The organism is Arthrobacter sp. SAFR-023 (assembly GCF_051965295.1).
GTDB lineage: Bacteria > Actinomycetota > Actinomycetes > Actinomycetales > Micrococcaceae > Arthrobacter.
In genome coordinates, this window is sequence record NZ_JBQCMF010000013.1 from 117,285 (window position 1) to 134,255 (window position 16,971).

The following is a 16,971-nucleotide window of genomic DNA, read 5'->3' on the forward strand; positions in this document are numbered from 1 at the left end:
GGTTTGATGCGTTACGGAAGATGACGGCGGCGGCGGTGCGCCCCGCCGTCGTCAGTGTTACGTTTTTGGGGAGTAATGAGTACCGGTATTAAGCCCTGACTGGCCGGTCGGCAACCCTCCTTCTCCGGCGGGGTGCCTCAGGTGAATACTCGGCATATCGACCACTTCGAGCTGCAAGCGTGAGAAAAGGAGATCCGTCGTGTCAGACGCCCCCGCCGTTGCAACACTGCCATCCCAGCAGGATAAACCCGAGGAGAAGCTGTCCTACCGCCTGATCACGGGGCCGGACGACCGAGCGTTCTGTGAGCGCATCTCGGCTGCCCTGGCTGAGGGCTACGTGCTGCACGGCAGCCCTGCCGCCACCTTCAACGGCACCGGCGTCATCGTGGCCCAGGCCCTCATCCTGCCAGCCGCCATCGCCAGTGCAGATGCCGCCGTCGCCACCGCCGTTGACCGGCTGGACTCTGACGAGGACCTCGCCGAAGAAGCCTACGAGGGCCACGCATGAGCTACGCCGGAGACCTCACCCCGCAGGACGCCTGGGCCAAGCTCGAAGAGGGCGCCATCCTGGTGGATGTGCGCACCGAGGGTGAATGGGCGCACATCGGCGTCCCGGAAACTGTATCCGCGAACAGCCAGCGCAACGATCCCCTGTTTATCCAATGGACTTTTCCCGGCGGCATTCCCAACTCCGACTTCGTCGAACAGCTGAAGCAGCAGGCGCCGGAGGACAAGAGCGTGGAGCTGCTTTTCCTGTGCCGCTCCGGCCAGCGCTCCATCGGCGCGGCAATCGCTGCCACCCAGGCGGGTTTCACCTCCTACAACGTGCTCGAAGGCTTCGAGGGCGAACCTGACCGCTACGGTGAGCGCACCGTGAACGGCTGGAAGAACCGCGGCCTGCCGACGAACCTGGGAAAGAACTAAATTGACCTTTAATCACGACGCCGCCGGCTGGAGCCCCGACACCCAGGCCGTGCGCGGCGGGCTTGACCGCACCAATTTCCAAGAGACCACCGAACCCGTTTTCCTCAACTCCGGGTTCGTCTACGAGTCCGCCGCAGCCGCGGAGCGCGCCTTCACCGGCGAGGACGAACGCTTCGTCTACTCGCGCTACGGCAACCCGTCCGTGGCCACCTTCCAGGAACGGCTCCGCCTGCTCGAAGGCACCGAGGCGTGCTTTGCGACGGCGTCCGGAATGTCCGCCGTGTTCACCGCCTTGGGCGCCCTGCTCGGGGCCGGGGACCGCGTGGTCGCCAGCCGTTCCCTGTTCGGCTCCTGCTTCGTGATCCTCAACGAAATCCTGCCGCGCTGGGGCGTGGAGACGGTCTTCGTGGACGGTCCGGACCTCGAGCAGTGGCGGGCTGCCCTCTCGGTGCCCACCGCAGCCGTCTTCTTCGAATCCCCGTCCAATCCCATGCAGGAAATCGTGGACATCGCGGCGGTCAGCGAACTCGCCCACGCCGCCGGCGCCAAGGTTGTGGCGGACAACGTCTTCGCCACCCCGCTGCTGCAGCGCTGCGGAGACCTCGGCGCGGACGTGGTGGTCTACTCCGGCACGAAGCACATCGACGGCCAGGGCCGGGTGATGGGCGGAGCCATCCTGGGCACCAAGGAATTCATCGACGGCCCGGTCAAGCAGCTCATGCGCCACACCGGCCCGGCCCTCTCCTCATTCAACGCCTGGGTCCTCACCAAGGGCCTGGAGACCATGGCGCTGCGCGTGAACCACTCGTCCGCCACGGCGCTGCGCCTGGCCGAATGGCTCGAGGCCCAGCCCGCCGTCAACTGGGTGAAGTACCCGCTGCTCAAGTCGCACCCGCAGTACGAACTGGCGGCCAAGCAGATGAAGGCCGGCGGCACCGTCCTCACGCTGGAGCTTGCGACGGCGGCCGGCCAGTCGGGCAAGGAGGCCGCCTTCGCGCTGCTGGACGCCCTGAAGATCATCGACATCTCCAACAACCTGGGCGACGCCAAGTCGCTGATCACCCACCCCGCCACCACGACGCACCGGGCCATGGGACCGGAAGGACGTGCCGCGATCGGGCTCAGCGATGGAGTGGTGCGGCTGTCCGTCGGCCTGGAGGACGCGGATGACCTTGTCGCGGACCTGGAGCAGGCACTCAAGCAGATCTGACCTCCTTAAATCCTGTTCTTCCGGGCCGGCTGTTTCTTACTTCCCATGGCCGGCTGTGAACCTCGGTTGCGCTGCACGTCCCTTCATTTCCGGCGTCCTTGAGAACGCGGGTGCGGCACGGTTTAGTGGGTGGACCAGCAGGGTTTACCCAGGGTTTACACAGATGGTCTTGTTAGGCTCCGTGTGCACTGGGCAGACTCTAATAACACCGATGAACCGATCAATCCCTGTCGGTTCAGCACCCCACCCAAGGACAGACGCAGTGATGCGTTCGGGGCCGCGGCCGCGAAGACGCTGCGTGCAGCCTCCCTGACCGGAAGGACCGCCATGGCCGGAGTATTCGAAGTTTTTGTTGACGCAGAGTCCCAGTTCCGGTTCCGGCTGAAGGCCCCCGATGGATCGGTACTGGCTATCTCCGCACCCTTCGAGGACAAGCGCGCGGCCGCGGCCGGCATCGCCGACGTACGCGAATGCGCCGGGACCGGGCTCATCACGGACCTCTCGACTGCGGCAGCTCCGGCGACCAAGTCTGCCCCGGTGACAGAGTCCGCTCCGGTTCAGCCGGCCGTATCGGCCCCCGCGCCTTCGCCTACCCAGGTTCTCCCGGCACGGCCCGACCACCGCAGGCAGGGATTCGGCAAGAAGCGTACGTCCTCGGAGGCTCCCGGTTCGCCGCTGTGCAGGCCGGCGGCACCTGCCGAGCCGGCCCGGTGGACAGGGGCGGCGTGACCGCCGCAACTGCTCCTCAGTAACTGGCGGACGTAATGAAGTGCCATGCAGACTCTCCCGGATAGAGCCATAAGGCCGCCCTGAACTCGTACGACGCCGTCACGGCTCGAGTATCGCACGACGTAACAGGCAGCTGATCGGTTTACTTAGGTAAGCCTTAACTCATATCCTCTTCCGGTGACCACGCAGCTTGATTTCGCGCGGGTGCCCTTCGCCGCCGATCTGGCGGGTTACGGGGACAGGCCCGCCGTTCTTACCGACAATTCCACTCTCACCTACCGGGACCTGGCCCGCAGGGTTGATGCCCTCGCCCTCCGGCTGGGAACGCAGCGGCGCCTCGTGGCGCTGGCCGCAGCGAACGACGTCGACTCCCTGGTGGCGTATCTCGCCGCCCTGGTCGGCGGCCACCCGCTGATCCTGCTGCCGGAGGACAAGCCGGCGGCACTCGAGTCCCTGGTGGCCGCCTATGACCCCGACGTCGTGCTGCGCTCAGCTGGCGGAGAGACGGTGTTTGAGGAGCGCAGGCCCGGAACCAGGCACGAACTCCATCCGGACCTCGCGCTGCTGCTCAGCACGTCCGGTTCCACGGGTTCGCCGAAGCTGGTGCGCCTGTCCGCCGCCAATCTGCAGGCCAATGCCGAGTCGATTGCCGAGTACCTGAGCATCGGCCCGGCAGACCGCGCCGCGACCACCCTGCCGATGTCCTACTGCTACGGGCTGTCCGTAATCAACAGCCACCTGCTTCGCGGTGCGGGCCTGGTGCTCACAAACCTTTCCGTTGTTGACCCGTGCTTCTGGGAGCTTTTCCGAACCGGCGGGGCAACGTCGTTCGCGGCGGTGCCGTACACCTTCGAGCTGCTGGAGCGGGTGGGCTTTGCCGAGATGACCTTGGCCGGCCTGCGGTATGTCACGCAGGCGGGAGGCCGGCTCGCCCCCGAGCGCGTGCAGGGCTACGCCGAGCTCGGCCGCCGGAAGGGGTGGGAACTGTTCGTCATGTACGGCCAGACGGAAGCGACCGCGCGGATGGCCTACCTTCCGCCCGCGCTGGCCGCCGAGCACCCAGGCGCCATCGGCATCCCGGTTCCCGGCGGCGCCTTCCGCATTGAGCCGGTTCCCGGCCTCGAGCACGGCGAACTCGTCTACACCGGACCCAACGTCATGCTCGGCTACGCGGAGACACCGGAGGATCTCGGCGCCGGCCGCACGGTCCACGAACTCCGCACCGGCGATCTGGCCCGGAGGCACCCCGCCGGCGTCTACGAAGTGGTGGGGCGGCGCAGCCGGTTCGTCAAGATCGTTGGCCTCCGGGTCGATCTCGGCCAGGTGGAGCGCATCCTGGCCGACCTCGGGGTACAGTCCGCGAGCGCCGGCACCGACCAGGGACTTGTGGTCGCCGTCGAGGGCAGCCACGACACCCAGCTGCTGTCCAAGGTCCTCGCCCAGGGCATCGGGCTGCCCCGTACGGCCCTGGAGCTGCACGCCGTCGAGCATCTCCCGCGTCTGGCAACCGGAAAAGTGGACTACCCGGCGGTCCTAGCGCTCTCAACACCAGCGCCCTCTGATTTACCGCCGTCCGGGGCGGGGCCGGACGGCCCAGGAACGGAGGGCTCCGGGCCGAACGGCTCCGGAACAGACAGTGTGCGGCGGATCTTCCGGGACACCCTGGAGCGCACCGACATCGGCGACGGCGACACGTTCGTCTCGCTCGGCGGCGACTCGCTGTCCTATGTCGCCACGTCCGTCCGCCTGGAACAGCTGCTGGGGCACCTCCCGCCGGACTGGCACGTGAGGCCGGTCCGCGACCTGGAACAGCGCCCGGGGACAAAGCCCGCCGGCGCTATGCGGCAGTTCTTTGCTCCGATCGAGACCAGCATCGTGCTGCGGGCCGTGGCCATTGTGCTCATCGTCGGAACCCACGCGGGGCTGGTGAAGTGGCCGGGCATGGCCCATGTGCTTATGGCGGTGGCCGGCTACAACTTCGCCCGGTTCCAGCTCAGCGGGGAACGGCTTCCCCGGTTCAAGCGCCAGCTCACCAGCGTCGCCAGGGTGGCGCTGCCCAGCATGACGTTCATCGGAGCGGCCTGCCTGATCACCGACCGGTATACGCTGGCCAACGTCTTGCTCCTGAACTCCGTGGTCGGCCCCGAAGCTGTGACCACACAGTGGCACTTCTGGTTCATCGAGGTGCTGGTCTACATCCTCCTGGGCATGACGGCCCTGCTCGCCATGCCCTGGGCGGACCGGGCGGAGCGGCGGTTCCCGCTGCTCTTTCCGCTTGCCCTTACTGGCCTCGCGCTGCTCTCGCGCTACGACATCGTGGATCCCGGTATACCCCACCCGTCGCCGACCCTGTGGCTTTTCGTCCTGGGTTGGGCCATTGCCCGGAGCCGGACGGTGGTTCAGCGGTGTGCGGTGTCAGTCCTCGCGATCCTCACGGTCCCCGGGTGCTTCTTCGGGGATACTAACCGTGAGCTGACGCTTGTTGCCGGAATCCTGCTGCTCACCTGGTTGCCCACCCTCTCCGTGCCCAGGGGGCTGCAGCGCCTGACGGTGCTTCTGGCCAGCGCTTCCCTCTACGCGTACCTCGTGCACTGGCTGGTCTACCCGCTGCTGGCCGCGACCAGCCCCGGCCTTGCCGTGGCGGCGTCCCTGGCGGCCGGGATTGCGTACTGGGCGCTGTGCACGCGCGCCATAGGTTTGTTGAGCCGGGGCCACCGGCGGTCGTTCCGGGGAAGGCTCAGGCGGGCCAAGGCCCACAGCTCCTGACGCGTCCCACGAGCGCGGGCTGCGCGGGTCAGTGCGCGGAGTCAGAGCTGCCGGACGCGCAACAGTTCCGGGGCGTCCGCGGCGTCCGGGCCGACGTACTCCTCGGTTCCCTTATGGGTGGCGCGCACGGCGTGCGCGACGACGGCGCCCAGCCCGCCGTCGTCGGGCTCTGCTTTGTCCAGCACCACCTGGCGGATGCCGCGCTGTTCAGCAGCGCCGGTGCCGCGTGCGAAGATTGCCTCGACGCCCTGCCTGGCCAGTTCGATTTCGCCGTTCTCGGTCAGCACCGGCTCCAGGAAATCGACCAGCGAGTTCACTACGTCCCGGGCAGGCACGGGCCGGAAGCTGCCGAAGTCCAGCAGCTCCCCGCGCAGCCCAAAGTTGCTGGCCTGCCATGCGGCCATCCGCAGCAGCACCGTGGGCACGGGTGCCGGCTCCACACCCTCACGCCATTCCCGGCACGCCGATTCCACGAGCGCACGGACCAGGACGGCGATCAGAGCGGCGTCCTCGGCGCGGAGGCAGACGTCCGCCACCCGGACCTCCACGGTGGGATGGTTCCGGGAGAGGCGTGCGTCGAAATAGATCATGCCCTCGTCCAGCACCACTCCGGTATCCAACAGCCGGTTCACCACGCGGCGGTAGGCGGACACGTTGCCGTAGATGGCGGACGGGCCCGACGACGGCCAGCGGTTCCATGCCTGCGTCCGGTAACTCTCAAACCCGGTTGCAACGCCGTTCCAATATGGGGAGTTGGCGCTGAGTGCGATCAGGACGGCCAGCTTGTCCCGGATCCTGTCCAGCACTGCCACGCCTTCGTCGGGGGAGTGGATATAGGTGTGCACATGGAAGCCGCAAGTGAGCTGTTCCTGGGCGGTCAGGCCGAAGCGTTCCAGCATCCGGGCGTAGCGCGGATCCGGGGTGGTGTGGCTGGACAGGGCCAGCGGCGACGTGGCCAGGGCGGCGATCCGGGCGCTGTGGCCCTGGGCGGCTTCGTCGGCCAGTGCCCTGCCGGCGCGGATCTGGCGCAGCAGTTCCGCGTGGTCCAGGCACGGACGTGTCTGCGTCTCGATCTGCTCGAGCTTGAGTTCTGCACTCAGGCCCATTTCGTCATCATCGCACTTGGTTTCGGCCTTTTTCTTCAGCAGCCGTGGTCTGCCCGGGGCATCGTCGGCAGCAAGTTTGCGGCCTGCCAGCAGCGCATCGGCGAGCGCCAGCGGTTCCCCGCTGCCCGGATCAACGATCAGGAGCTCTTCCTCCACACCAAAAGTGCGCATGCCTACATTGTGCGCCAGACCAGCGGAAACGTCCCCGACATGACGAAGCGCGAACTGGCAGGTAACACCCTCAAATTGGCTCGGAAGGGTCGTTATCTGCCAGTTCGCGCGGTGGTTATGTCAGCCGCGGTTAGACGGCGTCAGTCCTGGAAGTACTCGATCTTGGCGCCAATGGTGTTGAGCCGCTCCGCGAGGTCCTCGTAGCCGCGCTCGATGACGTAGATGTTGCGCAGCTCGGAAACTCCGCGGGCCGCCAGCATCGCCAGGAGGAGGCAGGCAGCGGGACGCAGCGCGGGCGGGCAGCCCACCTCCGCGGCACGCCAGCGCGTGGGCCCGTTGACGTAGATGCGGTGCGGGTCCAGGAGCTGGATCCGGGCACCCAGCTTGTTCAGCTCCGTCAAGTAGATCGCGCGGTTCTCGTAGACCCAGTCGTGGATCATGGTCTGGCCTTCGGCGTTGCCCGCGATCACCGCGAAGAACGGCAGGTTGTCGATGTTCAGCCCGGGGAACGGCATCGGGTGGATCTTGTCCTCCGGCGCGCGCAGCTCCGAGGGCTTCGTGGTCACGTCCACCAGCCGGGTGCGCCCGTTGCGGGCCATATACTCGCCGGAGATCTCCAGCTGCTGGCCCATCTGCTCCAGGGTGGCCAGTTCGATCTCCATGAATTCGATGGGCACGCGGCGGATGGTCACCTCTGAGTTGGTGACAATGCCGGCGGTGATGAGGCTCATCGCCTCGATGGGGTCTTCCGAGGGGAAGTACTCGATGTCGACGTCGATGGCGGGTTTGCCGGTGATCTTCAGCGTGGTGGTTCCGACGCCGTCGATCTCCACGCCCAGCCGCTGCAGGTAGAAGCAGAGGTCCTGAACCATATAGTTGGGGCTGGCGTTGCGGATGATCGTGGTGCCGCAACGGTGGGCGGCGGCCATGATGGCATTCTCCGTAACGGTGTCGCCGCGCTCGGTCAGCACGAAGGACCTGTCCAGTTCGTCGGTGGGAGGTGCCTGCACGCTGTAGAAGCCCGAACTGGCCTCCACGGACAGGCCGAACTGCCGCAGTGCCTGCATGTGCGGCTCCACGGTCCGGATGCCCAGGTCGCAGCCACCGGCGTAAGGCAATCGGTATTCATCCGTGACATCAAGCAGCGGGCCCAGCAGCATGATGACACTGCGGGTCCGGCGCGCTGCCTCGGCGTCCATGGACGCCAGGTCGAGAGTGGCGGGCCGGCGGAGGCGGAGGTCGTTGTCGTTGAGCCAGGTGCATTCGACGCCGATGCTGCTCAGGACCTCGACGATGCGGTTGACTTCCTCGATGCGGGCCAGCCGCCGCAGCGTGGTGGTGCCGCGATTGATGAGGCTGGCGCACAGGAGGGCGACCCCGGCGTTCTTGCTGCTGTTGACGTCGACGGAGCCCGACAGCGTCCTGCCGCCCTCTACGCGAAGATGGGTCATCTGCGATTTGCCGAGCTGGACGAAGCTGCGGCCGAAGATGGCCTCCAGGCGCTGGATCATTTTCAGGCTCATGTTCTGCCTGCCCTGTTCCATGCGGGCCACGGCACTTTGGCTGGTGCCGAGTTCCGCGGCCAACTGGCCCTGGGTCCACCCCTTCTGGCCGCGGGCGTCGCGGAGCAGAAGACCAACATGTTCAACAGTCTGTTGTGTCATGAGAAAAAATATATCAGATATGAGTTATTTCGTCGCATCAGACACCCCTTGCCGGGCCGATAGCCCGTGATATACCCGTTATGCGCATAAGGTTTCAATAACGGGCTACGGTAGCGGGATGGTGCCTGTGACGGCCTCCGCAGCCCGGTCAGGGACGGGAACCGGCCTTGACCCGGCCCCGCATCCGGGAGCAAGCTAGCGGTACCTGTTGCGGCCATAAGGGGATGGGAGGCCGCCATGTCCATTTTCAGCTTCGCCGTGCTGGGCAGGAGGCGCCCCCTCGGGCCTCCGGCTTCAGCGCTGCTGTCCTTTGGGGTGGCCACAGCCGTGGGCTTCATCCCGGGACCGAGGCTCGACGACGGCGCGCCGCCGGCACCCGAATCAACCGTCGTCCAGGCGTCGCCCAGGGCTTCCGCTACGTCCAGCGCCGCCGCGCAGGCGCAGCCGCCCGCCCGCCCGCAACCCCCGCGGCCGGCGGCCCGTCCGTCCGCAGAGCCGCCTGAGTCCGGCAGTGCCCCCTTGGGCAACGATGTCTCCTGGCCCCAGTGCGGCGGCGAGCTGCCCGAGGACCCTGCGTTCGCGATTGTCGGAGTCAACAACGGGCGCGCCAACACCACCAACACCTGCCTGCACCAGCAGCTTGACTGGGGGGAGGACGCAACTGGCGGGACCGGCCAGCCCCGCCTTGCGCTCTATGTGAACACCGCCAACCCCGGGCTGCGCGGCTCCTGGTGGCCGGTGGGCAACGAGTACGGCGGCAAGGCCGTGGCCAACCCCTACGGCACTTGCCAGGGCAAGGAGGACGCGGCGTGCGCTTACATGTACGGGTACGCAAAAGCCTTCGACGACGCCTACCTTCGCACCATCTCAAACCCCGAGACGTACCTCTGGTGGCTGGATGTCGAGACGGGCAACAGCTGGTCAGGAGACAGGAATGCCAACCGGGCGGACCTCGAGGGCATGACCGATTTTTTCCACAGCATCGGGGCCAGGGTGGGCATCTACTCCTCGGCGCGGCAGTGGGGACAGATCGTGGGCGAGGTGGGTTCGGCCAGCAGCCTCTACTCCCTGCCGAGCTGGCTGGCCGGGGCCCGCACGGCCGCCGACGCCAGGAGCATGTGTTACGCGCCGCCCCTTACGGCGGGCGGCCAAGTAGTCCTTACCCAGTTCGTGGCGGACGGCTTCGACTACAACCACTCCTGCACTTGACCCCCGCCGCGAACATTAGACTCAGCCCCATGGAGCACACCTGCAGCGTCCGCCAGGCCGCCTTCGAGGACGCCGAGGTCCTGGCCCGGCTCCATTTGGAATGCTGGCGCGAAACCTACACCCACCTGCTGTCACCCGGCTTCATGGCCAGGCAAGGCGTGGAAGAGCGGCTGGCCATGTGGCAGCGCCTTCTGGCCGGCCCGCATGCGGGCCGGCAGTTCGTAGCGGACGACGCCGGGAAGCTGGTGGGGTTTGCCGGTTCGCTTCCGCCCGCGGAGGGGCTGAGGGAGCAGACCGAGCTCTGGGGCATCTATCTCCTCGCCTCGCACCATCACAGGGGGCTCGGCCAGGCCCTGCTCGAGGCTGCGATCGGGAACGAAGCGGCTGCGCTGTGGGTCGCCGAGGACAACCCCCGCGCCCAGGCCTTCTACCAGCGCAACGGCTTCGCCTTCACCGGCGCCAGAGACACGATCGAAGACTGGGAGGGGCTGGCCGAGGTCCGGATGGCCCGGCCTGCGGGGATGGCGCGGCCTGCGGGGCTGGCGCGCCCGGCGGGTTAAGAGCCCTGCAGCCACACCATGTTCCAGGTGCCGGCCCACAGCGCGGCAGCCACGGCACCGGCAGCGATCAGCACTCCGCCGAGCACGACCCAGGCGTCCAGCACGCTGTAGGTGGACGCGCGCGCCCAGGTCCGGCTGGCCCCGCCGAATCCGCGGGCTTCCATGGTCACGGCGAGGCGGGTGGCGCGGCGGATGGCCTGGACCAGGAGGCCGAAGCTCTGGCCCAGGGTGGCCCGCACCCGTTGCCACGGGTTGCCGCGCGATCCGACGCCGCGGGCGCGCCTGGCCATGCCGATGGTCTGCCATTCCTCGGCCATCAGTCCGACCAGCCGCATGGCAGCCAGGGTACCCAGCACAAAGCGGTGCGGCAGCCGTGCCTTTTGCGCCAGGGCGTCCGCGAGGTCGGTGGGATCAGTGCAGCTCATCAGCAGCACGGCGGGCAGGGCAATGGCCAGGCCCCGCAGCAGAAAACCCAGCCCCAGCTGAAGGGAACCTTCACTCATGGACCAGAGTCCGACGTCGAGCAGTATCCTTCCGCTGTCCGGCGACAGGATGGAGGTGCTCCAGCCGCCGACGGCCGCCGCGGCGAGCAGGGGCCAGCCGCGCTGCCACAGCAGCGAGAACGTCAGCCCTGCCAGCGGGAAGGCCAGCAGTTCGCACACGAGAGCCACTGACGCCGACATCCAGTCGATGGACAGCGCCAAGACCAGGGTGATCAGGAAGACTGCCGCGAATTTGGCCAGCGGATTGGCGCGCGTCAGCACCGCCCGGTTTCCGGCAAGTGTCAGTGCGTCCCTCATGTTGCAGCCTGTTCTGATGCTGGCTCGGCGGGTTTGGGTTCAGCGGATCTTGGGTTGGCGGATCTGGGGTTGGCGCGCCGTCCCGCGGAGCCCAGCCGCAGCTCGGTGCCGCCGAGCACCTGGGTGAACTCCTCGTCGTGGGTCACGGACACCACGGCCGTGCCGGCATCGAGCAGTTCCGAAAGGAATGAGGCAAGCTCCGCCCAGGTGTTCGCGTCCTGGCCGAAGGTGGGCTCATCCAGGACCAGCACCTGCGGGTGCGCCGCCAGGACGGTGGCCACGGACAGCCTGCGTTTCTCCCCGCCGGAGAGCGTGTACGGGTTGGCGTCCACGAGATGCGTGAGGCGCAGCCGCTCCAGCAGCTCGCCGACGCGCTCTTCGCCGTGGCCCAGATGGCGGGGGCCGAACTGCAGCTCGTCCAGGACGCGGCCGGTGACGAACTGGTGTTCAGGTTCCTGGAACACCGTGCCGATCCGCGCGATCAGCTGCTCGGCTCTCCACTTGTACGGGGCAATACCCGCTCCGCCGCTCAGTTCAACCGTCGCGGAGACCTTGCCGTCCACCGGCGGCAATAGCCCGGCGAGGGTCAGCGCGAAGGTGGACTTGCCGGCGCCGTTGGGACCTGTGACGGTCAGCGCCTCGCCCGCTCGGACCTGCGCTGTGACGTCACGCAGAACGGGCTCGGGGGGTACGGAGCGGAAGCCGCTGCGGCGTGGACGTTCCCGCGACACGGCAAGCCTCTCGGCCGCCAGCAGCAGCTGGCCGGCGCCATGTCCGGAGGACGGAAGAGCGCCGGCAGCTGAACGGCGCCGCGTCTCAGGAACGTAGCCGGGGACCCAGACGCCGGCGGCAGTGAGCATCCCGCGCGCCTGCTCGAGAACCTCGTCCGGGGTCCCGTCGATCAGCACCGCTCCGTCCGAGGCGGACCCCGGCTGCAGGACCACGATCCGGTCCACCAGGTCTTTCCAGGCAGCTACCCGGTGCTCCACCACCACCAGGGTGGCCCCTGTCTTGTCGAGGCAGCGGCCCACAGCGTCCCGGACTTCCAGGACGCCGTCCGGGTCGAGATTCGCGGTGGGCTCGTCCAGCAGGAGGAGTCCAGGCCGCATCGCCAGGATGCCGGCGAGCGCCAGGCGCTGCTTCTGGCCGCCGGACAGGGCCGACGTCGGGTGGTTCAGGGGAAGGTGCGAAAGTCCGACGTCGTCCAGCGCCTCGTGCACGCGGCGCCAGATCTCCTCGCGGGGCACCGACAGGTTCTCGGCGCCGAAGGCGACGTCGTCGCCGAGGCGCGAGAGCACCACCTGCGTTTCCGGGTCCTGCTGCATGAGCCCGGCGCGGCCGCGCCGGGAACGGGGCGGCGCGCCGTCGATCAGCAGCTCGCCGCTCTCGTCCGCGTCCTCACGGTCGGGAGTCCCGGCGTCGTCCGCGTCACTGTCCCCCAGCACGCCGGCCAGGGCGTGAAGCAGCGTGGACTTGCCGGCTCCGGAAGGGCCCAGCAGCATGACCCGCTCGCCGGGGCGAATGTCAAGGTCGAGGGCATGGACGGCCGGTTTGGTGCGGCCTGCGTGGCGCCAGCCCCAGCCGCGGGCGGTGACCGCGGCTGGGCGGACGCCGGCGTCGTCTGGTCCGGGCATCAGGAGAAGACGGGCTCCGTGGCTGCCTTCCGGGACGCGAAGGAACTCAGCACGCCCGTCTTGGCAAGGCCGCGGGCGGCGATCCAGGACAGGGCGCCGGCGATGACCGCGCCGGAAATGGCGCAGAACACGATGTATGCCAGCTTGTCGCCGGCGGCGTAGGCGATGTTCCAGCCCCAGGGGGCGAAGGAGTCGTTGAGCCCGCAGAACAGTCCTGCGCCTGCCCCTGCAAGCAGCGAGGCGGGCAGGTTGAACTTCTTGTAAGCGAAGGCGGCGAACACAAGCTCCGCCCCCAGGCCCTGCAGAACGCCGGAAATGAGCACCGTGGTGCCGTACTGCGAGCCCATGAGCAGCTCGCCGGTGGCAGCCACACCCTCACAGAACAGGGCCGCGCCGGGCTTGCGGATGATGAGCATCCCCAGGACCGCCGGAATCATCCAGCCGCCGGCGTAGAGGCCGGTCAGCGGAGGGTAGACGGCGTTGACCGGGGTGGAGATGAGGTTGGCGCCCTGGGACCAGGCCCAGAAGATGACGCCGCCGGCAACGGCGATGAGCGCCGCCACAACGATGTCCGCCACGCGCCAGCTGTAGCTGGTCTTCTTGATTGCTGCAGTTGTCATGATGGTCCTCCTGAGGAACAGGAGGGGAAAGCGTTCCCCCGGCTGCGGGTGGCTGGGCCTCGCGCTGCCGGGCACTCTGAGAACTCGACTCCCTTGCGCCGGTACTAGCCGGATCAGGTTCGAGGGTCTGCGGCTGTCCGCACTCTCAGCGCCCTTCCGCGGTTGCTCTGGCAGTTGCCTTTGCATCCCGACGGCGGCGCTCCCCTGTCGTGATAAATCTGCCCTTGTGGGCTGATCCAGTTTACACCTCGTCCGGCCATGAACCCGGGGGTCGCTGTCACAATGCCGGAGTTTACATGCGGCGTCGCGACAGCGGCCCGGAGTAGATTGGGGCCATGACGCAACAGGACTCGGGCACCGCCGCCCTGCCCGCCTTTGACCCCGATTCCTCCGCCGAACAGCCGGCGGGAGCCCTGGAAGCCCTGATTGGGCAGATCGAAGGGGAGATTGCTGAACTCCAGTTCCCGAGGTTCAGTAAGGACGATGCCCTGGCGCTGGGCCTGGAACTGGTCGAACGGGGCAAGGAGGACAACCTGCCCATCGCCATCGACATCACCAAGGGGGAGCAGGTGCTCTTCCATGTGGCGCTCGAGGGCGCCACACCGGACAACGAAGGCTGGGTGCGGGCCAAACAGCGGACTGCCGTGCGCTACGAGGAACCGTCGCTGCTGGTGGGCCTGCGCGGCAGGGCCGGCGGCGGACGGATCGAGGACAACGCTTGGTTTGACCAGTCGACCTACGCTGCGCACGGCGGAGCCTTCCCCGTCTATGTGCGGGGTGTGGGGGCGGTGGCTGTGGTCACCGTGTCCGGGCTGCCGCAGAAGGCGGACCACGACCTCGTGGTGCAGGCGTTGCGGGAGATCCACCGCTCCATGCGGCTAGGCTAAGGAAAGACCAGTGTTCATCACGCGAGGAGTTCCGCAATGAGTTTCTTCATCAAACTGCTTGGCACAGGCATCAGCCTGCTGGCGGGGTTCGCCGGCACCAAGGCCGTCGACACCATCTGGGAAAAAATCACGGGCCGGAAGCCGCCCAAGGGCGATAAGGACGACGTCCCCACCACACTGCGCACGGCCCTCACGTTCGCCCTCGTGTCCGCCTCCGTGAGCGCGGTCATCCAGGTGCTGGCCAACCGAGGCACCCAGCGGGCCATTACCCGCTTCGCCAAGACACAGGACATCGTCTAGGCCTCCCTGCCGGGTCGCAGCTGTCAGGACCCACCACGTCGAGGCCCCCCACACGGGGTGGGTTGCCCGGCAGCCCCATCCGGGCCGCGACCGGGTTACCCCAAGCACGGCAGGCCATACTGCTTCTGTTCTGAACCTGGCAGTGCTGATGACCTCGGCCGGGCTCACAACAGCCGGACCCGGCACCGCAACCTGCGGCGCCGGGTCCTTTCGCATCCAGCCTCGGCGGCCCACCGCATGCCGTCTGGAGGCCATGAGCACGGTCTCTGCAAGAGCAGCGCGGGTCCCCCCACGGCACCGTAAGAAGCCTCGAATGCCAAGGTTTTTCCAACCCGGAACCCGAACGTTTTCCCAACCACCACGATTTTTAGTGGATGCCATCAGCGTCTTTACGAGGAGACAAAAATGGTATCTACACCACATTTCCTGTCAGCCCAGCGCCTGGCCCCCCGACATCGCGGCCCCAGCCCTGCGTCCCGCCGCCGCGGCATTGCTGCCGCAACTGCCGTCCTGCTTGCGGCAACAGGAGCAGGAGCCTCCTTGGCGGCAACCCAGGTAACCCAGACGAACACGAACAAGCTGACCGCCGTCGGACCCGTCAACACCGAGTACGGCTTCCCGTCCTGGTACGAAGACAGCAACAAGACGCGCGTCGAGCTGTGCCTGGACGCGGAGAACCCGCTCTGCGGTTTCCTGCCCGGGGACATCCCGGACGAGACTGCACCCATATCGTTCCCGGGCAACTTCCCGGAAGAGGCGTTCTACATGCTCGCCGGCTCCGAACTGACTCTTCCCGGCGGCGGACGCGCCGTCCTGGTCCTCGGCCTGGAGGCGGCCTTCGCCAACACGGTCACCGAGGGGGACCAGGTGGTGTTCGGCCGCCAGCGCATCGTCGTCAAGGGCGCCCCGGCCAACTCCACCCTGACCTTCCAGCACCCCTACGGCACCATCACCATCGACACCGACGGCTCCGGCGACGGCAAGCTCGTCGAAGACATCTCACCCGCAGCAGGCAACTTCACCACGGCGCTGAAGAGCAACATCGGACCGTTCCTGAAATGGGATCCCGCCACCGCCCCGGCAGCGCCCGAGGGGTACCTCGGAGACCCGGCCCAGGACCACACCGTCACCGGAAGCCCCACCGGCTACAACAAGTTCTCCGTCAATGGCGGCGGCCTGGCCCTGGAAACCGACCAGTTCACCGTGCAGGGCAAGATCTCCACCAACCAGGGCGTCAACACTGACAGCGCCGTCCTGAACGGCAACATGATCGACGTGTTCGCCAGCAGCGGCAACGGCGCCCAACTCCAGATCGACGGGCAAGCCGGCGCCTTCGAAACCACCCCCATGCTCAGCGACCCCGACACCGGACGCTACTACGCCCGCGTCCAGTTCACCGGCACCGCACCGACGTCGGTCAAGGTCACCAACATCGGCGACAAGCCCGCCAGCAGCAGCCAGATCAACGTCACCAAACCCAGCGGCGTCATGGTCACCAAGGCCATCTACGACGGCACCAACCTGATCGTGGGCGCCACCTCCACCGCCGGCTACCCGCTCACCGTCACCGGCCTCGGCACCATGGAAGCATCAGCCACCGGAACCGGCGCCGAGAAATCCTTCCCGGTCAAAGCCCCGCCGGCCACCGTCACCGTGAAGACCCCCGAGGGCGGCACCGCAACCCTGGCCGTGACAATTTCCGGCGGCGCTGCAACGCCCGTCGGGCTGGACCCGGTCGCTCCCGCCCCGGACCCCGGCCCCGTCGTCGACACCGGCACCGGACCCATAGCCGGCGAAACCCAGCCCGCCGCCGCGGTGGCCACCGCCGCTTCCACCGCCATCACCCCCGGCGGAACCGTCCAGCTGGACGGCAGCACCTCCACCGGCGCCGCCAGCTACAAGTGGCTCCAAACCGGCGGCCCCAAAGTCGCCGTCTCCGGCGACACCACCGCCAAGCCAACCATCACCCTGCCGTTCTATGCCAAGAACACCGACACCGCTCCTTTGGCGGCCAGCACCAACGGCCCGGTTGTCATGCAGTTGATCGTCACGGACACGAACGGCATCGGCAGCGCCCCGGCAACAGTCAACCTCACGATCCAGCCGGACACCGTAGCCGTCGCCGGCTCCCGGCACCGGCTCGGCACCGAACTTCGGGTCACGGGAACCTCGACACTGGCCGGCAACACCGCCGTCCTGGCCCCGGCCACCACCGTGGTCATCTACGACACCACACCCGGCCGGGTCGCCACCAAGATCGGCACAGCACAGGTGGACACCCTCGGCGCCTGGTCCTACCGGGCCAAGCCGGGACCGAACCGGCAGATCACCAGCGTCCTGGTCCAGTCCAGCCGCGGCGGCACCGCAACCGGGCTGCTCGCCACCCGGTAG

Annotated in this window: 15 protein-coding genes and 2 riboswitches; of the genes, 10 read left to right on the plus strand and 5 right to left on the minus strand. The window is 67.6% G+C overall.

The features are described from left to right. Positions 1-71: 71 nt before the first annotated feature. A riboswitch (SAM riboswitch) is annotated at positions 72-186 on the plus strand. Between the two features lie 13 nt (positions 187-199). From ACTHQX_RS15010 to ACTHQX_RS15030, 5 genes are all read left to right on the plus strand, one after another. Further along, positions 200-508, plus strand: coding sequence for a DUF1737 domain-containing protein (locus tag ACTHQX_RS15010; RefSeq protein WP_440158275.1), 309 nt, complete (start codon positions 200-202; stop codon positions 506-508). Further along, complete coding sequence (locus ACTHQX_RS15015) at positions 505-924, plus strand: rhodanese-like domain-containing protein (RefSeq protein ID WP_236805612.1); 420 nt, start codon at positions 505-507, stop codon at positions 922-924. The genes ACTHQX_RS15010 and ACTHQX_RS15015 overlap by 4 nt, the downstream gene beginning before the upstream one ends. A gap of 1 nt (position 925) precedes the next feature. Further along, positions 926-2,134: an O-succinylhomoserine sulfhydrylase gene (locus ACTHQX_RS15020; RefSeq protein WP_440158277.1), complete on the plus strand. Its 1,209-nt coding sequence runs from the start codon at positions 926-928 to the stop codon at positions 2,132-2,134. Between the two features lie 327 nt (positions 2,135-2,461). Further along, a complete protein-coding gene (locus tag ACTHQX_RS15025; protein ID WP_440158279.1) occupies positions 2,462-2,863 on the plus strand; it encodes a DUF1508 domain-containing protein in 402 nt (133 codons plus the stop codon). Positions 2,864-3,040: 177 nt separating this feature from the next. Next, positions 3,041-5,629, plus strand: coding sequence for an AMP-binding protein (locus tag ACTHQX_RS15030; protein WP_440158281.1), 2,589 nt, complete (start codon positions 3,041-3,043; stop codon positions 5,627-5,629). A gap of 41 nt (positions 5,630-5,670) precedes the next feature. Here the strand turns inward: ACTHQX_RS15030 and ACTHQX_RS15035 are convergent, their stop codons facing one another. Both ACTHQX_RS15035 and ACTHQX_RS15040 read right to left on the minus strand, forming a co-directional pair. Then, positions 5,671-6,906: a glutamate--cysteine ligase 2 gene (locus tag ACTHQX_RS15035; RefSeq protein WP_440158282.1), complete on the minus strand. Its 1,236-nt coding sequence runs from the start codon at positions 6,904-6,906 to the stop codon at positions 5,671-5,673. A 140-nt stretch (positions 6,907-7,046) separates the two neighbouring features. Beyond that, the gene (locus ACTHQX_RS15040) at positions 7,047-8,570 is read right to left on the minus strand and encodes a UDP-N-acetylglucosamine 1-carboxyvinyltransferase (protein ID WP_440158284.1); all 1,524 of its coding nucleotides are present in this window, start codon (positions 8,568-8,570) and stop codon (positions 7,047-7,049) included. A gap of 237 nt (positions 8,571-8,807) precedes the next feature. On the opposite strand from ACTHQX_RS15040, the gene ACTHQX_RS15045 reads away from it, so the two are divergent. After that, positions 8,808-9,779 (plus strand): hypothetical protein, encoded by a 972-nt coding sequence (locus ACTHQX_RS15045; RefSeq protein ID WP_440158286.1) that lies wholly within the window; start codon positions 8,808-8,810, stop codon positions 9,777-9,779. A 29-nt stretch (positions 9,780-9,808) separates the two neighbouring features. Further along, entirely contained in the window at positions 9,809-10,339 is a 531-nt protein-coding gene (locus tag ACTHQX_RS15050; protein WP_440158288.1) for an N-acetyltransferase family protein, read from the plus strand. On the opposite strand, the gene ACTHQX_RS15055 is transcribed toward ACTHQX_RS15050, so the two are convergent. From ACTHQX_RS15055 to ACTHQX_RS15065, 3 genes are read right to left on the minus strand one after another with little or no spacing between them, the layout of a single operon-like run. Beyond that, complete coding sequence (locus ACTHQX_RS15055) at positions 10,336-11,139, minus strand: energy-coupling factor transporter transmembrane component T family protein (RefSeq protein WP_440158290.1); 804 nt, start codon at positions 11,137-11,139, stop codon at positions 10,336-10,338. The two genes, ACTHQX_RS15050 and ACTHQX_RS15055, sit on opposite strands and share 4 nt — an antisense overlap. Further along, positions 11,136-12,773, minus strand: coding sequence for an ABC transporter ATP-binding protein (locus tag ACTHQX_RS15060; RefSeq protein WP_440158292.1), 1,638 nt, complete (start codon positions 12,771-12,773; stop codon positions 11,136-11,138). The genes ACTHQX_RS15055 and ACTHQX_RS15060 overlap by 4 nt, the downstream gene beginning before the upstream one ends. Continuing rightward, the gene (locus tag ACTHQX_RS15065; RefSeq protein ID WP_190605597.1) at positions 12,773-13,393 is read right to left on the minus strand and encodes an ECF transporter S component; all 621 of its coding nucleotides are present in this window, start codon (positions 13,391-13,393) and stop codon (positions 12,773-12,775) included. Before ACTHQX_RS15065 ends, ACTHQX_RS15060 begins: the two co-directional genes overlap by 1 nt. A 72-nt stretch (positions 13,394-13,465) precedes the next feature. Then, a riboswitch (TPP riboswitch) is annotated at positions 13,466-13,609 on the minus strand. A 119-nt stretch (positions 13,610-13,728) separates the two neighbouring features. On the opposite strand from ACTHQX_RS15065, the gene ACTHQX_RS15070 reads away from it, so the two are divergent. The 3 genes from ACTHQX_RS15070 (at position 13,729) to ACTHQX_RS15080 (ending at position 16,971) form a co-directional block, all read left to right on the plus strand. Continuing rightward, positions 13,729-14,280 (plus strand): heme-degrading domain-containing protein, encoded by a 552-nt coding sequence (locus ACTHQX_RS15070; RefSeq protein ID WP_440158294.1) that lies wholly within the window; start codon positions 13,729-13,731, stop codon positions 14,278-14,280. 36 nt (positions 14,281-14,316) lie between these two features. Next, a complete protein-coding gene (locus ACTHQX_RS15075) occupies positions 14,317-14,580 on the plus strand; it encodes a DUF4235 domain-containing protein (protein WP_102973435.1) in 264 nt (87 codons plus the stop codon). A gap of 405 nt (positions 14,581-14,985) precedes the next feature. Further along, positions 14,986-16,971, plus strand: a complete 1,986-nt coding sequence (locus tag ACTHQX_RS15080) for a hypothetical protein (RefSeq protein WP_440158296.1) — start codon at positions 14,986-14,988, stop codon at positions 16,969-16,971.